Consider the following 14719-nt stretch of genomic DNA (forward strand, 5'->3'; position numbering starts at 1 on the left):
AAGGGACGCCTCGACAAACGCGAGGACGTACCCCGCCTCGTCGCCATGGAACTCCAAGTACCCGACCTGAGTGGCGCCGGGGAGGCGCCCGTGGTCCGGCTTGGCATGCTCGAAGCCCAGGTCAGCCCGGAAGCCGTCCGGCAGTTGAAGGAAGTCCTCGCCGCGCATCCCGGTTCCGCCGAGGTACGTCTGAGCGTGCGCGGCCGGACCCGTACGACGGTGTACCGCCTCGGATACCGGGTCGACGCGCGACCGGAGTTCTGGGCCGACGTCAAAGCGGCGCTCGCGGTGACCCGGGTCCCGGGTACGCCTGGCGCTCCGGGGCTGTGAAAGCCCCTCTCCAGGTCGACTCCAGGTCGAGCGACTTCGTCATCCAGGAGCCGTCGGATCACGGGGCCAGGAGGAGCTTGCCGACCGTGTCCCGGGAGGCGAGAGCACGGTGGGCGCCCTGCGCGTCCACCAGGGGGTAGTGCCCGTGAATGTGCAGGTGCAGCCGTCCTTCCATGAGCCAGTCGAGGAGATCCTGGAAGCGGCTTTCCAGCTCGGCACGGTCGACGACGAAGTCGCGGAGAGTGGGGCGCTTCAGCGTGAGCGAGCCGCCCTCGGTCAGACGAAGCGGGTCGACTGAGGCCACGTGCCCGCTGGAGCCGCCATAGAGCACAAGTGTGCCGCGCCGACGCAGTGCTTTCAGTGATCGTTCGAAGGTGCTCCTGCCGACCCCGTCGTACACGGCGTGGGCGCCCTGCTCGCTCAGTTCCTCATGGAAGTCGTCGTATCCGAGCACCTGATCCGCGCCCGCCGCGCGTGAGGCTTCCGCTTTGCCGGGGGTGGAGACGGTCGTGATGACGGTGGCGCCGCGGATCTTGGCGATCTGGGTCAGCAGGAGCCCCACCCCGCCCGCGCCCGCATGGATGAGGACGGTGTCTCCGGGGTGGATGGCGTATGAGCTGGTGGCCAGATAGTGGGCGGTCAGTCCCTGGAGGGGAAGTGCCGCAGCCTGCTCGTCGGTCACCTCGTCGGGGATCCGGAGCAGTTGGGAGGCCGGGACCGACACGTACCGGGCGTAGGCGCCCGGCGCGCCTTGCCACGCGACCCTGTCGCCAGGGCTCAGTCCGGACACCTCGGCACCGGCCTCCAGGACTCGGCCCGCCCCCTCACTGCCGGGCACGAAGGGGACCTGGCGGGGGTAGACGCCCTCGCGCTGGTAGATGTCCACATAGTTGACCCCGGCGTAGGCAACCTCCACCAGCACCTGGTCAACAGCCGCCTCGGGAAGATCGAGGTTGTGGACTTCGAGCACGTCCGGCCCGCCATGCTCGCCGACGACCACCGCCGGGCCGCGGCGCGTCATCGGATCTCCCGGTGGAAGTGTTCGACCAGGTGCTGCACCCGCAAGCCGGCGGCGAAGTCGGCCAGCGTGGAGCCCTCACCCCGGACAGCCCGAGCGAACTCGGTCAGCCGGGTCTCCTCACTGCCGCGCGGACTGTCCAATTCGACGCGGGTCCAGCCGGAGTGGTCGCCGAGCCACAAGTCTCCCCAGTCGTTGATCCGGTACGAGCGATCGGATCCGTGCAGTGTCCACTCGTAGGTCTCCGGAGCAGCAGCGACCTGCCCTGAGAGCCTGACCGGCACGTCGCCCGCGAGGAACAGACCCGAGGCTGCGTTCTCTCCTGCCACGCCGTAGGTCACGTGTGTGTGGACGGGCGCGAGGGGGCCCAAGAGCCGGTCGGTGAGGAAGAGGTAGTGCGAGGCGACCTCACGCAGGAACCCGCCCTGCGCATGTCCGGCCACCCAATGAGCGTCTTGCTGGAACTCCCTCGGCCATTGCGGAAAGCCGAACCGCATCTCCACACCGAGGACTGTCCCGACTTCGCCGTCCCGCAACGCCCGGCCGACCGCCAACGCGGCGCTGCGATCGGACATCACGAAGTTCAGCGCGTTCACAGCCCCGGTCGCCGTGGCCACCGTGACCATCTCTTCGCCTTCGGCCAGATCCACCGCGAGCGGCTTCTCGGCGAAGACCGCCTTGCCCGCTTTCATGGCGCGTACCGCGAAGCCCGCGTGCGTGGCGGGCGGCGAGGCGATGTAGACCGCGTCGAGCCCGTCATGGTCGAGCAGTTCCTCCGCATCCTGGATGCAGGGCACCTGCGGATGCGCCGCTCGTGCCCGCTCAACGGCCTGAGCGCTGGGGTCTGCGGCCAGGACAACCTCGAACTCGGGGTGCCGCCCTGCGACATCGAGCATCTCGCTGCCCATCGCCCCCAGACCCACGATGCCCAGCCGAATGTTTCTCTTCTTCTCCATGCTCGGATTCTGGAGGCGCCGAAAGGACAGAACAAGCGATGTTTTCTTAAGAACCATGAAGCAGGACTGTATTATCCGCCTATGCTTGATGTTCGCCGTCTCGTGGTGCTCCGCTCGGTCGTCGAGACCGGCTCGATCCAAGCCGCGGCCACCCTCCTCGGCTACACCCCATCGGCGATCAGCCAGCACATCGCCGCGCTGCAGCGGGAGACCGACACCGCGCTGTTCGAACGCCATGGCAGAGGCATCCGCCCCACCGAGGCGGGACGGCTCCTGGCCACGCATGCACAACAGATCCAGACACAGATCGCCGACGCGGAGACGGCCCTCTCCGACCTGCGTGCGGGGAAGTCGCGCCGGTTGACCGTCCGCTACTTCGCCACGGCCGGTGCGGTACTGATCCCGCCCATCATCGCCGAGTTCGGCCGCCGCTTCCCCGAGGTCCGGGTGGAGCTGAGGCTGGGCAAGGGGCTGACCGGCGAGGCGGCGGACGCCGAGATCATGGTGTTGGACGACACCGTCCCGGTGCCCCCCGGGCTACGCGCGATCCATCTGCTGGACGACCCTTTCGTCGTGGTCCTGCCGCCGGAGCACCCTCTCGCCGCCGAAGAGACCGTTGAACTGGGCAGGCTGAGCAACGAGCCATGGATTGACAACGAGTGGCCGAGCAGCATCTGCCGGGAGACCATCCTCGACGCGTGCGGCGCGGCCGGCTTCAGCCCCAACTTCGTCGTGGAGGCCCACGACTACGCCACCGCCGTCGCCTTCGTCGCCACCGGGCTTGGCGTGACCATGGTCCCCAAGCTCGCGCTCACCGCCATCCCCACCACCGCAGTGACCTGCCTGCCGGTCACCCGGCCCGCAGCCGCACGCTCGATCTTCGCCGTGGTGAGGGAGGCGACCGAGGACCAACCGGCCCTGTCCGCGTTTCTGAACCTCCTCCGCGAAGTCGCCGCTTCCCACGCCTCAAGGCCAGTTGACTGAGCGCGATCCTCAAAGTGGTCAGCTACGCACCGTCACACAAGGCTGTCCCAGGTGCTGCGCGAACCCTTGCTGCCCCAACTCCCATACTGTAGACAATATTCCGTCGACAGATTTCGACGCCTTAGTTCACCTCCGCGGTATCCCTCGACCGAACGGAGCCCCTCAGTGAAAGTCGCAGTTCTCGGCGCCGGTGCGATCGGCGCCTACGTCGGCGCCGCCTTGCATCGCGCGGGCGCCGACGTGCATCTCATCGCCCGTGGACCGCATCTGGCGGCCATGAGGCAGCACGGAGTGCAAGTGCTCAGCCCGCGCGGGGACTTCACCGCCCGGGCCCACGTCACCGACGACCCGGCCGAGATCGGCCCGGCCGACTTCGTCTTCCTGGGGCTGAAGGCCAACTCGTACGCGGCGTGCGGGCCGCTGATCGAGCCTCTCCTTCACGACACGACAGCGGTGGTCGCCGCCCAGAACGGCATCCCCTGGTGGTACTTCCACCGGCACGGCGGCCCGTACGACGGCCATCGCGTGGAGAGCGTGGACCCGGACGGCGCGGTCAGTGCGGTGCTCGCGCCCGAACGGGCCGTAGGCTGCGTGGTCTATGCCGCAACTGAGCTGGCGGGACCGGGAGTTGTACGCCATCTCGAAGGCACCCGGTTCTCCATCGGTGAGCCCGACCGCTCGGTCTCGGCGCGTTGCGTCGCGTTCAGCGAGGCCATGCGAGCCGGCGGGCTCAAGTGCCCGATCGAGCCGGATCTGCGCAACGACGTGTGGATCAAGCTGCTCGGCAACATCTCCTTCAACCCGATCAGCGCCCTCGCCCGCGCGACCATGCGGCAGATGTGCCTGCACGGCGGCACCCGCAAGGTCATCGAGATCATGATGACCGAGACGCTGGCGGTCGCCCGGGCGCTGGGCTGCGAGGTCGGGGTCTCCATCGAACGGCGGCTGGCCGGCGCGGAGCGCGTCGGCGATCACCGCACCTCGACCCTTCAGGACCTGGAGCGTGGCAAACCGCTCGAACTCGACGTACTCCTCGCCGCCGTCGTCGAGTTGGCGGAGATCACCGGGGTCGAGGTGCCGACGCTCCGCACCGTCCACGCCATCTCGGATCTGCTCGCATTGAGGACCGCCGCATGAGCCGTACAAGGAAACGCGACCGAACTCCGAAGACGTACACACGACTTACTCATCCGCTGGTCCGCGACTCGCGTGACGAGCCCTTCCGGCAGGCGACCTGGGACGAGGCGCTGGACCGTGCCGCTCGCGGGCTCTCCGCCGCGCGTGGCGCGTTCGGGATGTTCTCCTGCGCCCGCGCGACCAACGAAATGAACTACGTGGCGCAGAAGTTCGCGCGCGTCGTCATGGGGACCAACAACGTCGACTCCTGCAACCGCACCTGCCACGCTCCGAGCGTCGCCGGTCTCTCGGCCGCCTTCGGCTCGGGCGGCGGGACGTCCTCGTACGGGGAGGTCGAGCACACCGACCTCATCGTGATGTGGGGCTCCAACGCCCGTTTCGCACACCCGATCTTCTTCCAGCACGTGTTGAAGGGGATCAGGAACGGCGCCCGTATGTACGCCGTCGATCCGCGCCGCACCTCCACGGCCGAGTGGGCGGAGAGCTGGCTCGGGCTGAACGTCGGCACGGACATCCCGATGGCGCACGCGATCGGCCGCGAGATCATCCACGCAGGGCTGGCGAACGAGGCCTTCATCGAGCGGGCGACCACCGGCTTCGAGGAGTACAAGCAACTCGTCGAGCCCTGGACGCTCTCGCTCGCCGAGAAGGTGACGGGCGTACCGGCCGCCGCGATACGGGAGTTGGCGCACGCGTACGCCCGCGCCGAGCGCGCCCAGCTGTGCTGGACCCTCGGCATCACCGAGCACCACAACGGCACGGACAACGTACGCGCGCTCATCAACCTGTCCCTGCTGACGGGTCATGTGGGGCGTTACGGCTCGGGGTTGCAGCCCCTGCGCGGCCAGAACAACGTGCAGGGCGGCGGTGACATGGGGGCGATTCCGAACCGGCTCCCCGGCTTTCAGGACATCCTGGACCCGGACACACGGCTCAAGTTCGAGTCCGCCTGGGACACCGTCATCCAGCCGCACTACGGGCTGAACCTGACGGAGATGTTCGAGGCCATGGAGGAGGGCACGCTCAAGGCCGTCTACTGCATCGGCGAGAACCCGGCGCAGTCCGAGGCCGACAGCGAGCAGGCGATACGGCGCCTGCGGGCCCTGGACTTCCTCGTCGTGCAGGACATCTTCCTGACGAAGACCGCCGAGCTGGCGGACGTGGTGCTGCCCGCGACCGCCGGGTGGGCCGAGACGGACGGCACAACGACCAACAGTGAGCGGCGAGTTCAGCGCGTCCGGGCGGCGGTCACTCCGCCCGGTGAGGCCCGCGAGGACATCGACATCATCTGCGAGCTGGCCGCCCGGCTCGGCCACGACTGGAAGTACGCGGACTCCGAGGCCGTATGGAACGAGCTGCGGTCGGTGTCGCCGGACCACTACGGGATGACGTACGAGCGCCTGGAGGAGCACCAGGGCATCCAGTGGCCGTGCCCGGACCCGGAACGGCTCGAACCCACTTATCTGCACGGCCGGTTGTGGGACGCGGATCCCGCTCGTCGCGGCCGTCTCGCGCCCTTCGGGCTCGTCCAGCACGATCCGCCGGTCGACCTGACGGACGAGGAGTACCCGATCCGTCTGACCACCGGGCGGCGGCTCGACTCGTACAACACCGGTGTGCAGAGCGGCGGTTTCGCGTCGCCGATGCGGCGCGGGGAGTACGTCGAGCTGTGTCCGGAGGACGCGGAGCGCTACGGGGTCGTGGTGGGCGAGGAGGTCCAGGTGTCGTCCCGGCGCGGGGCGGTGGTGGCGCCGGTGTGGGTCGATCCGGCGCTGCGGCCCGGGCTCGCGTTCATGACCATGCACTTTCCCGACGAGGTGGACACCAACCAGCTGACGATCGAGGCGAATTGCCCGATCGCGGGGACGGCGGAGTTCAAGGCGTCGGCGATCCGGATCGAGAAGCTTCCGGTTGCGACTCAGGTGAGGTGATCTGGTGGATCTGCACTTCGGTGACAGCAAGCCCACGGACGAGGAACGGGCGGCGGTCGACGCACTGCTCGGCCCGCCGGAGTCGTCGTGGGAGGGCGCGGACCGGTCCGACGCCGACCTGAGGTGGGCACGCGGGGGCCGTGCGGCGCGGGACCGCCGTGACCTGCTGTTGCCGGGGCTGCACGCGATCAACGATCGCGTCGGGTGGATCAGCGAGGGTGCCCTGGACTACCTGTGCCGACGGCTGACGGTGCCGCCGTCGGAGGCGTACGGGGTCGCCACGTTCTACGCCATGTTCTCGGTGAAGCCGCGGCCCGCGACGGTGCTGCATGTGTGCACGGATCTTGCGTGCGCGGCTGCGGGGGCGGCGGAGTTGTGCGCGGGGGTCGAGGCGCGGCTGGGGCTCGGGAGCGGGGTTTCGGTGGAGCGGAGTCCGTGTCTGGGGTTGTGTGAGCGGGCGCCGGCGGCGTTGGTGGTGCGGGCGGGGGAGCCTGCGGCGGGCTTTTTCCCCACCCCGCCCCTTCCCGAAACCGGGGGTGCGCCCCGGACCCCTTCGGGGGCCAGCCCCCGGACCCCCGCTCCTCAAACGCCGGAGGGGCTGATTATTTCAGCCCGTCCGGCGTTTGAGGACGAGGCCGCCAGGCCGACAGTGGGGGTTCGGGGGCGGAGCCCCCAAGGGATGGGAATGGGAAGGGGCGGCGGGGGCGAAACTCTCAGGGCCACCGCCGTAGCCGCCCCCGCCACCATCGAATCCGCCGTCCTCGCGGCCACCGCTCCCGGTGCGGCACCCGACGAGCCACCCGCAGCGACGGCCGTACCCCAAGCAGGCCAAAGCGACCTGCTCCTCCTCCACCGCATCGGCGCAGTAGACCCCACCTCCCTCGACGACTACCGCGCCCACAACGGCTACACGGCCCTCCGCCAAGCCTTCGCGCTCGGCCCCGCCGGAGTCATCCGCGAAGTCACCGACGCCGGACTCGTCGGCCGAGGCGGCGCCGCCTTCCCCACCGGCCGCAAATGGCAGGCCACGGCATCGCAGCCCGACCACCCCCACTACCTCGTCTGCAACGCCGACGAATCCGAACCGGGCACCTTCAAGGACCGCGTGATCATGGAGGGCGACCCGTACTCCCTCGTAGAGGCAATGACGATCGCGGGCTACGCGATCGGTGCGCACAAGGGCTACGTGTACCTGCGCGGCGAGTACCCACGCGCCCTCGAGCGCCTGGAGCACGCGATCGCGCAGGCACGCGCGCGCGGCCTGCTCGGCGACGACATCCTCGGCCAGGGCTACGCCTTCGACATCGAGATCCGGCGCGGCGCGGGAGCGTACATCTGCGGCGAGGAGACGGCCCTTTTCAACTCGATCGAGGGCTACCGGGGAGAGCCGCGCTCGAAACCGCCCTTCCCCGTAGAGAAGGGTTTGTTCGGCAAACCCACTGCCGAGAACAATGTCGAGACGCTGGTCAACGTACTGCCGATCCTCACGATGGGGGCCCAGGCGTACGCGGCGATCGGCACCGGGAAATCCACCGGCCCCAAGCTGTTCTGCGTATCGGGAAGCGTGGACCGCCCCGGCATCTACGAGCTCCCGTTCGGCGCGACACTCGGCGAACTGCTGGACCTGGCAGGCGTACGTAAACGATTGCGCGCCGTCCTCCTCGGCGGCGCGGCCGGCGGCTTCGTACGCCCCGACGAGCTGGACATCCCGCTCACCTTCGAGGGGACGAGGGAGGCGGGCACGACGCTCGGCTCGGGTGTCGTGATGGCCTTCGACGACACCGTTCCCCTCCCCCGCCTGCTGCTCCGTATCGCCGAGTTCTTCCGCGACGAGTCGTGCGGCCAGTGCGTGCCGTGCCGGGTCGGGACCGTGCGGCAGGAGGAAGCCCTGCACCGCATCGTCGAGCGCACGAGCGCGGACGCGGCCGACGACATCGCCCTCCTTCGCGAGGTGGGCCGCGCCATGCGGGACGCCTCGATCTGCGGTCTCGGGCAGACCGCGTGGAACGCCGTGGAATCCGCCATCGACCGTCTGGGGGCGTACGAATGACCGTGACACCGCTGGGGATTCCCCGCCGTCTGCTGGAGTTCACCATCGACGGTGAACCGGTGCGGGCGCCCGAGGGCTCGACGATCCTCGACGCCTGCCGGGCCACCGGCAAGGACATCCCAACCCTCTGCCAGGGTGACACCCTCACCCCCAAGAACGCCTGCCGCGTCTGCGTCGTCGAGGTCGAGGGCTCGCGCACGCTCGTCCCGGCCTGTTCCCGCAAGGCCGAGCCCGGCATGGAAGTGCGGACCGACACCGAACGCGCCCGTCACAGCCGCAAGATCGTCCTCGAACTCCTCGCCTCCTCGGTCGACTTGTCGACCACACCGCAAGTCGCCGAGTGGCTCAAGGAGTACGAGGCGAAGCCGGACCGCTTCGGACCGGACGCGGCCCGCCTGAACGAGGAACCGAAGATCGACAACGACCTCTACGTCCGCGACTACGACAAGTGCATCCTCTGCTACAAGTGCGTGGACGCCTGCGGCGACCAGTGGCAGAACACCTTCGCGATCTCCGTCGCCGGGCGCGGCTTCGACGCCCGGATTGCAGTGGAGCACGACGCCCCGCTCACCGACTCCGCGTGCGTGTACTGCGGCAACTGCATCGAGGTGTGCCCGACCGGCGCCCTGTCCTTCAAGTCGGAGTTCGACATGCGGGCGGCCGGTACGTGGGACGAGTCGGCGCAGAGCGAGACGACCACGGTGTGCGCGTACTGCGGAGTGGGCTGCAATCTGACCCTGCACGTGCAGGACAATGAGATCGTGAAGGTCACCTCGCCGCACGACAACCCGGTGACCCACGGCAACCTCTGCATCAAGGGCCGTTTCGGCTACCAGCACGTACAGAACCGGGGCTGATCAGAACATGGGACGAGTCACGGAACGACGCAAGGTGATCCGCATCAGGGACGGGGCCATCTCCACCCGCCCGGACACGCTCGTCGCCGAGGAACCCCTGGAGATCCGGCTGAACGGCAAGCCGCTCGCGATCACGATGCGCACCCCGGGGGACGACTTCGCGCTGGCCGCCGGCTTCCTGGTCAGTGAGGGGGTACTCGGCGAGGCCCATGAACTGCAGAACATCGTGTACTGCGCGGGCGCGACGGTGGACGGGTCCAACACATACAACATCGTCGATGTGAAGACGGCGCGCGGCGTCGTGATCCCGGACATCACCCTCGAACGCAACGTCTACACGACCTCCTCCTGCGGCTTGTGCGGCAAGGCAAGCCTCGATGCCGTCCGTACGACGGCACGGTGGGTCATCGACGACGGCGAAGCCGCCCCGGTCCGGCTCGAACCCGAGCTGCTCGCGAGCCTCCCCGACCGGCTGCGCGCGGCCCAGCGGGTCTTCGACCGGACCGGGGGCCTGCACGCGGCGGCCCTGTTCACCGAGGACGGCGAGCTGCTCGACATCCGCGAGGACGTGGGCCGGCACAACGCGGTCGACAAGCTGGTCGGCCGCGCCCTGCAGAACGGCACGCTTCCGCTCTCCCGGACGATCCTGCTGGTCTCGGGCCGGGCCTCCTTCGAGCTCGCCCAGAAGGCGGTGATGGCGGGCATACCCGTCCTGGCCGCGGTCTCGGCGCCCTCGTCCCTCGCGGTGGACCTGGCGGCGGAGTCGGGTCTGACCCTCGTCGGCTTCCTCAGGGGCGCCTCCATGAACGTGTACGCGGGCGAACACCGGATCGCCCTGCGGACCGCGGCCGCCCACGGCTGACCGGCTCCCCGCGACACGGCGGCGGGGCCCCGACCGGCGGGGAGCGCCCCCTGCGCCGTGATGGGGCTCCGCCTCAGTCACGCCGCGACTGGGGGCTCCGCCCCCAGGCCCCCGTATCGGCCTGAACGGCCTCGTCCTCAAACGCCGGACGGGCTCACTTTGCCTGGACCAGCGTTTGCATCGCAGCCGCGGCCAGTAACGATCCACCCTGTTCATCTGTTGCTCCGTCAGAATGAACTCCCCCAGCCACAGCACCCGACCTCCCCCATCCGTGGCCCCGAACGTTTCACAGTCGCTGCACGGGCATTCATGATCACGGAACGGACGGAACGACCGCTGCACGCTTCTTGTGGGCTGCCTGAGAGCCCAAGTAGCGTGCGTGGCGCGCACGTTGGACGTGGGATGTCCAGATGTCCGGACGGATGAAGGGCAGGTCGCACCATGCCGTCAAGTGTTCGCACACGTCTCAGAACCACCGTCACCGCAGTCGTCACCACCACCGCCGCGCTGCTCGCGCTGTCGCCACAGCCGGATCCCGACCGGGTCCAACCGGCCGCCGAAACCACCGGGTTCGAGCAGCAGGTGCTCTTCAAAGCCTCTCAGGATCCCGGATACGCGTGCTTTCGGATCCCCGCCGTCGTGAAAACGACGCAAGGCACGCTGCTGGCGTTCGCCGAAGGCAGGGTGAACGACTGCAGTGACGCCGGCGATATAGACATCGTGCTCAAGCGCTCCACGGACGGCGGGCGCACCTGGGGCCCCCTCCAGGTCGTCAACGAGGGCGGAGGCGACACCCACGGCAACCCCGCCCCGATCGTGGACCGCGAAACCGGCCGCATCGTGCTGGCGGAGACGTACAACACGGGCCGTACGGACGGTCGCAACTGCGATGTGCCGTGCGACCGCACGCCCCATATGCAGCACAGCGACGACGACGGGCGCACCTGGTCCGAGCCGCGCGACCTCAGCGACGAGATCCTGCCCGACCACTGGAACTCCTGGTACGCGACCGGGCCCGTGCACGGCATCCAGCTGAGCCGTGGCAGGCACGCGGGCCGGCTCGTCTTCGGTGTCAACGCCGAGACGTGGAACGGCAGTCGGGTCTCCGCCAACCACGCCGCGCTCATCGTCAGCGATGACGGCGGTGACAGCTGGCGGATCGGGGCGACGGACTCCTATCCGATACCGGCAGGCGGCACGTTCCGCCAGAAACCGTCCGAGATGACCATGACCGAGCGCGCCGACGGGGTGATCCTGATCAGCGGCCGTGAGCAGGACGGAACCGATCTCGGCCACCGCACGCAGACGTTCAGCCGCGACGGCGGCGACAGTTTCACCTCGCCCTTCCGTACCTTGCCGGACCTCTACACGCCCCAAGTCCAGGGTTCCAGCCTGCGGTTGGGCGACCGGATCCTGCTCGCCTGCCCCGCCGATCCGGACCGGCGCCGGACGATGATGATCCGCTCCTCGTACGACGGCGGGCGCACCTGGGACAGCGTGGACCGCGGCACGGTCGTCACGACGGACTGGTCCGGCTACTCGGACATGGTGGGCATCGAGGGCGACACGGTCGGCCTGATGTACGAGGGCGGGGCGGTAGACGCGCGCGACGAGATCCGTTTCGCGCGGTTCACCGAGAACTGGCTGCAACCGCGTCGCGGACCCGACCCGACCACCACCGACCTGGCCTCCCTCACGCGTCCCGCGGCGGTCCTCGGCGGCGCGCGCACGACGGACGGTGTGTTCGGCCGCGCGATGGAGTTCGACGGCGCCGACGACGCCGTAAGGCTGCCGTATCACAGTGAACTGCCGCTGGAGACAAAGGACTTCACGGCGTCGCTGTGGTTCCGCTACACGGCCACCACCGGTGAGCAGCCACTGCTGTGGATGGGCGGGGTCGGCACCACGCAGCCGCAGGTGTGGCTGCGCGGCGAGCCCGCTTCGAACCGCCTCCAAGGGCTGATCACGGTCCGGGACGGCGCGGCGGCCCCGCGGTCCGCCGCGGTCAGCACGAGTGGCGCGTACAACGACGGGCAGTGGCACCATCTGGCGCTGCGTCGGGGCGGTGGGCAGCTCACGCTGTTCATCGACGGCACGCCGATCAGTACGGCGGACGTGCCGGGTTCCGTGAGCCGTAACTCGCCGTTCGGCGTACACATCGGCCAGAAGCTGGACAGCCGGGCGCATTTCGCGGGCGCGATCGACGATGTTCGCGTCTACGACCGGGCGCTCAGCGACACGGAGTTGACCGGCGTCAGGACCAGGGGTTCTGTGACGCGGGACACCGTCCTGTGGCTTCCCATGGACCGAGTGAGCGGCAGCAACTAACGTCCCGTGCCGTGCCCGACGACTCACGAGTACGACGCCATACGGGGACCGGGCTGGGACTGCTCCTTGCCCTGGTCCTCGGAGCGGTGCTGCTCACCGCCCTCCCGGAGGAAGACGACGACCGGGAGGGCGGCTGCGCGCCTCGTACGGTCTCGTCCTGGGCGGCGGAGCCGGACCTCACGGGCGAGTTCGCGCGGTACGGCGACGACGCCTCGCGGGCCGACGACTGGACCGGCGGCGACGGCACCCACTCCGTGCGGCTACCGGACGGCCGGGTGCTGTGGCTGTTCTCGGACACGTATCTGGGCAACGTGTACAGCCCGCCGAACCCGGTGGGCGAGTCGTACGCCTGGCGGGACCAGAACACGCCCCTGGTGCGGAACTCGGCCGTGGTCATGTCCGACGGCCGCCTCCAGAGCACCCTGCCTGCGCCGCTGTTCCCGGACCCGGCCCCCGGGCAGTGGCGCTGGCCCGTCGCGGCCAAGGTCGAGGCCCGCTCCCCCGGGTCCTCGGACAAGGTCGTACGCGTCCTGCTGTGGACCCGTGCGAACGGCACGTACCCCTGGATCTACGGCGTCCCCACCGCCACGGAGGTCGCCACGCTCTCGCTGCCCGATCTGCGGGTCGAGGGCATCGTCAAGGTCCTCGACCAGCAGCAGGTGCGGGAGCCGGAGCGGCGGGTGCTGTTCGGCACGACGGCGGTGACCGAGGACGAGGACTGGACGTATGTGTTCGGCGGCGACGACGCGCAGGCCGCCTCCCGGCCGGCCTCGAAGGCGTACGTGGCGCGGGTGCCCCGCGACCGGCTGGCGGAGCCTGACGCGTGGGAGTACTGGGACGGCGGGCGGTGGTCCGCCATCTCCTCGCGGATGAAGCCCGTGCTCGGAGACGGGCAGCGCAAAGGCGTGGGCAGCGCGTTCACGGTCGTGCGGGACGGCGACACCTGGGTGCTGTTCACGATGGCGGCGGGCGCCGAGGGGCTGACGACCGTCACCTCGTACTGGGCATGCTCGCCCACCGGCCCCTGGTACGGGCCCACCAAGGGCTTCAGCCCGCCGCTGCCCGAGCAGAAGGGGGAAGTCGCGGCGTACAACCCGCAGGTGCACCCGGCGCTCGGCGGGCGGCTCGTGCTCAGTTACGACGTCAACTGGCTGGACGCGACGGGGACCGCGGCGCAGGCGAATCTCAGTCGGAACGTGTCCCTGTACCGACCGCGATTCGTGACGCTGAAGCTGGGCTCGGGCTGAGGTCCGGTTCGGGGTCGCGGGAGCGGCGCTTGGCGATCACCGCGCAGACCATGAGCTGCATCTGGTGGAAGAGCATCAGCGGCAGCACGGCCAGCGAGGCCTGCGCCCCGAACAGCACGCTCGCCATGGGCAGTCCGGCCGCGAGGGACTTCTTCGACCCGGCGAACTGGATGGCGATCCGGTCCTCGCGGCTGAAGCGCAGCGCCTTCGAGCCGTACCAGGTGAGCGTGAGCATCACGGCGAGCAGCACCGCCTCGACCCCGAGCAGACCGGCCAGCCGCAGCGGGCTGACCTGCTGCCAGACGCCCTGGACCATGCCTTCGCTGAACGCGGCGTAGACGACCAGGAGTATCGAGCCGCGGTCGACGAGGCCGGTGATGCGTTTGTGGCGTGTGATGAACTCCCCGATCCAGCGTTGCAGCACCTGCCCGGCCGCGAACGGTACGAGCAGTTGCAGCACGATCTTGAGGATCGAGTCCGCGGAGAAGCCGCCGCCGGTGCTGCCGAGGAGCGTCGCCGCGAGCAGCGGGGTGATCACGATGCCCGCGAGGGAGGAGAAGGAGCCCGCGCAGATCGCGGCGGGCACATTGCCGCGTGCGATGGACGTGAACGCGATCGACGACTGGACCGTCGACGGAACCAGCGTCAGGAAGAGCAGTCCGATGTAGAGCGAGTGCGTCAGGAACACCGGTTCAAGTCCGCGGGCAGCCAGACCGAGCAGCGGAAACACCACGAACGTGCAGGCCAGGACTGTGACATGGAGCCGCCAGTGGCGCAGCCCGTCCAGGGCCTCGCGGGTCGACAGGCGTGCCCCGTACAGGAAGAAGAGGAGAGCGATCGCGCCCGTCGACACCCCGGACGCGACATCGGCCGCCGTCCCCCGGGCGGGCAGCAGCGCCGCGAGGCCCACCGTCCCGAGCAAGAGCAGGATGTACGGGTCGATCGGCAGCCAGGACGGCCACGTCAGGCGTTTCACGGTGCTCCGTTGCTGAGTCGGTTCTATGTACGTCGGTCTGTCG

11 protein-coding genes and 1 pseudogene are annotated in these 14719 nt (G+C 69.3%); 9 read left to right on the forward strand and 3 right to left on the reverse strand.

The annotated features are described in order from the left end of the window. A pseudogene (locus tag ACYVO6_RS46870) lies at positions 1-330 on the forward strand (DNA polymerase III subunit alpha); the annotation flags it as partial. Between the two features lie 58 nt (positions 331-388). Here the strand turns inward: ACYVO6_RS46870 and ACYVO6_RS46875 are convergent. Then, on the reverse strand, positions 389-1351 hold the full coding sequence (locus tag ACYVO6_RS46875) for a quinone oxidoreductase family protein (protein WP_461072703.1): 963 nt from the start codon (positions 1349-1351) through the stop codon (positions 389-391). Beyond that, on the reverse strand, positions 1348-2304 hold the full coding sequence (locus ACYVO6_RS46880; RefSeq protein WP_461072705.1) for a Gfo/Idh/MocA family protein: 957 nt from the start codon (positions 2302-2304) through the stop codon (positions 1348-1350). Before ACYVO6_RS46880 ends, ACYVO6_RS46875 begins: the two co-directional genes overlap by 4 nt. 81 nt (positions 2305-2385) lie before the next feature. On the opposite strand from ACYVO6_RS46880, the gene ACYVO6_RS46885 reads away from it, so the two are divergent. The 8 genes from ACYVO6_RS46885 to ACYVO6_RS46920 all read left to right on the forward strand — a co-directional run bounded on the left by ACYVO6_RS46885 (position 2386) and on the right by ACYVO6_RS46920 (position 13700). After that, entirely contained in the window at positions 2386-3288 is a 903-nt protein-coding gene (locus ACYVO6_RS46885) for a LysR family transcriptional regulator (protein WP_461072707.1), read from the forward strand. Between the two features lie 165 nt (positions 3289-3453). Then, positions 3454-4425, forward strand: a complete 972-nt coding sequence (locus ACYVO6_RS46890) for a 2-dehydropantoate 2-reductase (RefSeq protein ID WP_461072709.1) — start codon at positions 3454-3456, stop codon at positions 4423-4425. Next, the gene (locus ACYVO6_RS46895) at positions 4422-6356 is read left to right on the forward strand and encodes a molybdopterin oxidoreductase family protein (protein ID WP_461072711.1); all 1935 of its coding nucleotides are present in this window, start codon (positions 4422-4424) and stop codon (positions 6354-6356) included. The genes ACYVO6_RS46890 and ACYVO6_RS46895 overlap by 4 nt, the downstream gene beginning before the upstream one ends. Positions 6357-6360: 4 nt before the next feature. After that, positions 6361-8406 carry an NAD(P)H-dependent oxidoreductase subunit E gene (locus ACYVO6_RS46900; protein WP_461072713.1) on the forward strand — a complete coding sequence of 682 codons (2046 nt, stop codon included), beginning with the start codon at positions 6361-6363 and terminating at the stop codon, positions 8404-8406. After that, positions 8403-9263: a 2Fe-2S iron-sulfur cluster-binding protein gene (locus ACYVO6_RS46905; protein ID WP_461072715.1), complete on the forward strand. Its 861-nt coding sequence runs from the start codon at positions 8403-8405 to the stop codon at positions 9261-9263. The genes ACYVO6_RS46900 and ACYVO6_RS46905 overlap by 4 nt, the downstream gene beginning before the upstream one ends. A 7-nt stretch (positions 9264-9270) precedes the next feature. Next, complete coding sequence (gene fdhD, locus ACYVO6_RS46910) at positions 9271-10125, forward strand: formate dehydrogenase accessory sulfurtransferase FdhD (RefSeq protein WP_461072717.1); 855 nt, start codon at positions 9271-9273, stop codon at positions 10123-10125. 441 nt (positions 10126-10566) lie between these two features. Beyond that, positions 10567-12453 carry an exo-alpha-sialidase gene (locus tag ACYVO6_RS46915; protein WP_461072719.1) on the forward strand — a complete coding sequence of 629 codons (1887 nt, stop codon included), beginning with the start codon at positions 10567-10569 and terminating at the stop codon, positions 12451-12453. Positions 12454-12464: 11 nt separating this feature from the next. Beyond that, positions 12465-13700 carry a DUF4185 domain-containing protein gene (locus tag ACYVO6_RS46920; protein WP_461072721.1) on the forward strand — a complete coding sequence of 412 codons (1236 nt, stop codon included), beginning with the start codon at positions 12465-12467 and terminating at the stop codon, positions 13698-13700. On the opposite strand, the gene ACYVO6_RS46925 is transcribed toward ACYVO6_RS46920, so the two are convergent. Then, positions 13639-14676 carry a bile acid:sodium symporter family protein gene (locus tag ACYVO6_RS46925; protein WP_461072723.1) on the reverse strand — a complete coding sequence of 346 codons (1038 nt, stop codon included), beginning with the start codon at positions 14674-14676 and terminating at the stop codon, positions 13639-13641. The two genes, ACYVO6_RS46920 and ACYVO6_RS46925, sit on opposite strands and share 62 nt — an antisense overlap. Positions 14677-14719: the final 43 nt, after the last annotated feature.

It is taken from the genome of Streptomyces pseudoechinosporeus, from assembly GCF_054783935.1.

Excerpts from the sequence above, each read along its gene's own strand:
- ACYVO6_RS46875 (WP_461072703.1), bottom strand. The coding sequence starts at position 1,351 with ATGACGCGCCGCGGCCCGGCGGTGGTCGTCGGCGAGCATGGCGGGCCG.
- ACYVO6_RS46885 (WP_461072707.1), top strand. The coding sequence starts at position 2,386 with ATGCTTGATGTTCGCCGTCTCGTGGTGCTCCGCTCGGTCGTCGAGACC.
- fdhD (WP_461072717.1), top strand. The coding sequence starts at position 9,271 with ATGGGACGAGTCACGGAACGACGCAAGGTGATCCGCATCAGGGACGGG.
- ACYVO6_RS46895 (WP_461072711.1), top strand. The coding sequence starts at position 4,422 with ATGAGCCGTACAAGGAAACGCGACCGAACTCCGAAGACGTACACACGA.
- ACYVO6_RS46905 (WP_461072715.1), top strand. The coding sequence starts at position 8,403 with ATGACCGTGACACCGCTGGGGATTCCCCGCCGTCTGCTGGAGTTCACC.
- ACYVO6_RS46880 (WP_461072705.1), bottom strand. The coding sequence starts at position 2,304 with ATGGAGAAGAAGAGAAACATTCGGCTGGGCATCGTGGGTCTGGGGGCG.
- ACYVO6_RS46915 (WP_461072719.1), top strand. The coding sequence starts at position 10,567 with ATGCCGTCAAGTGTTCGCACACGTCTCAGAACCACCGTCACCGCAGTC.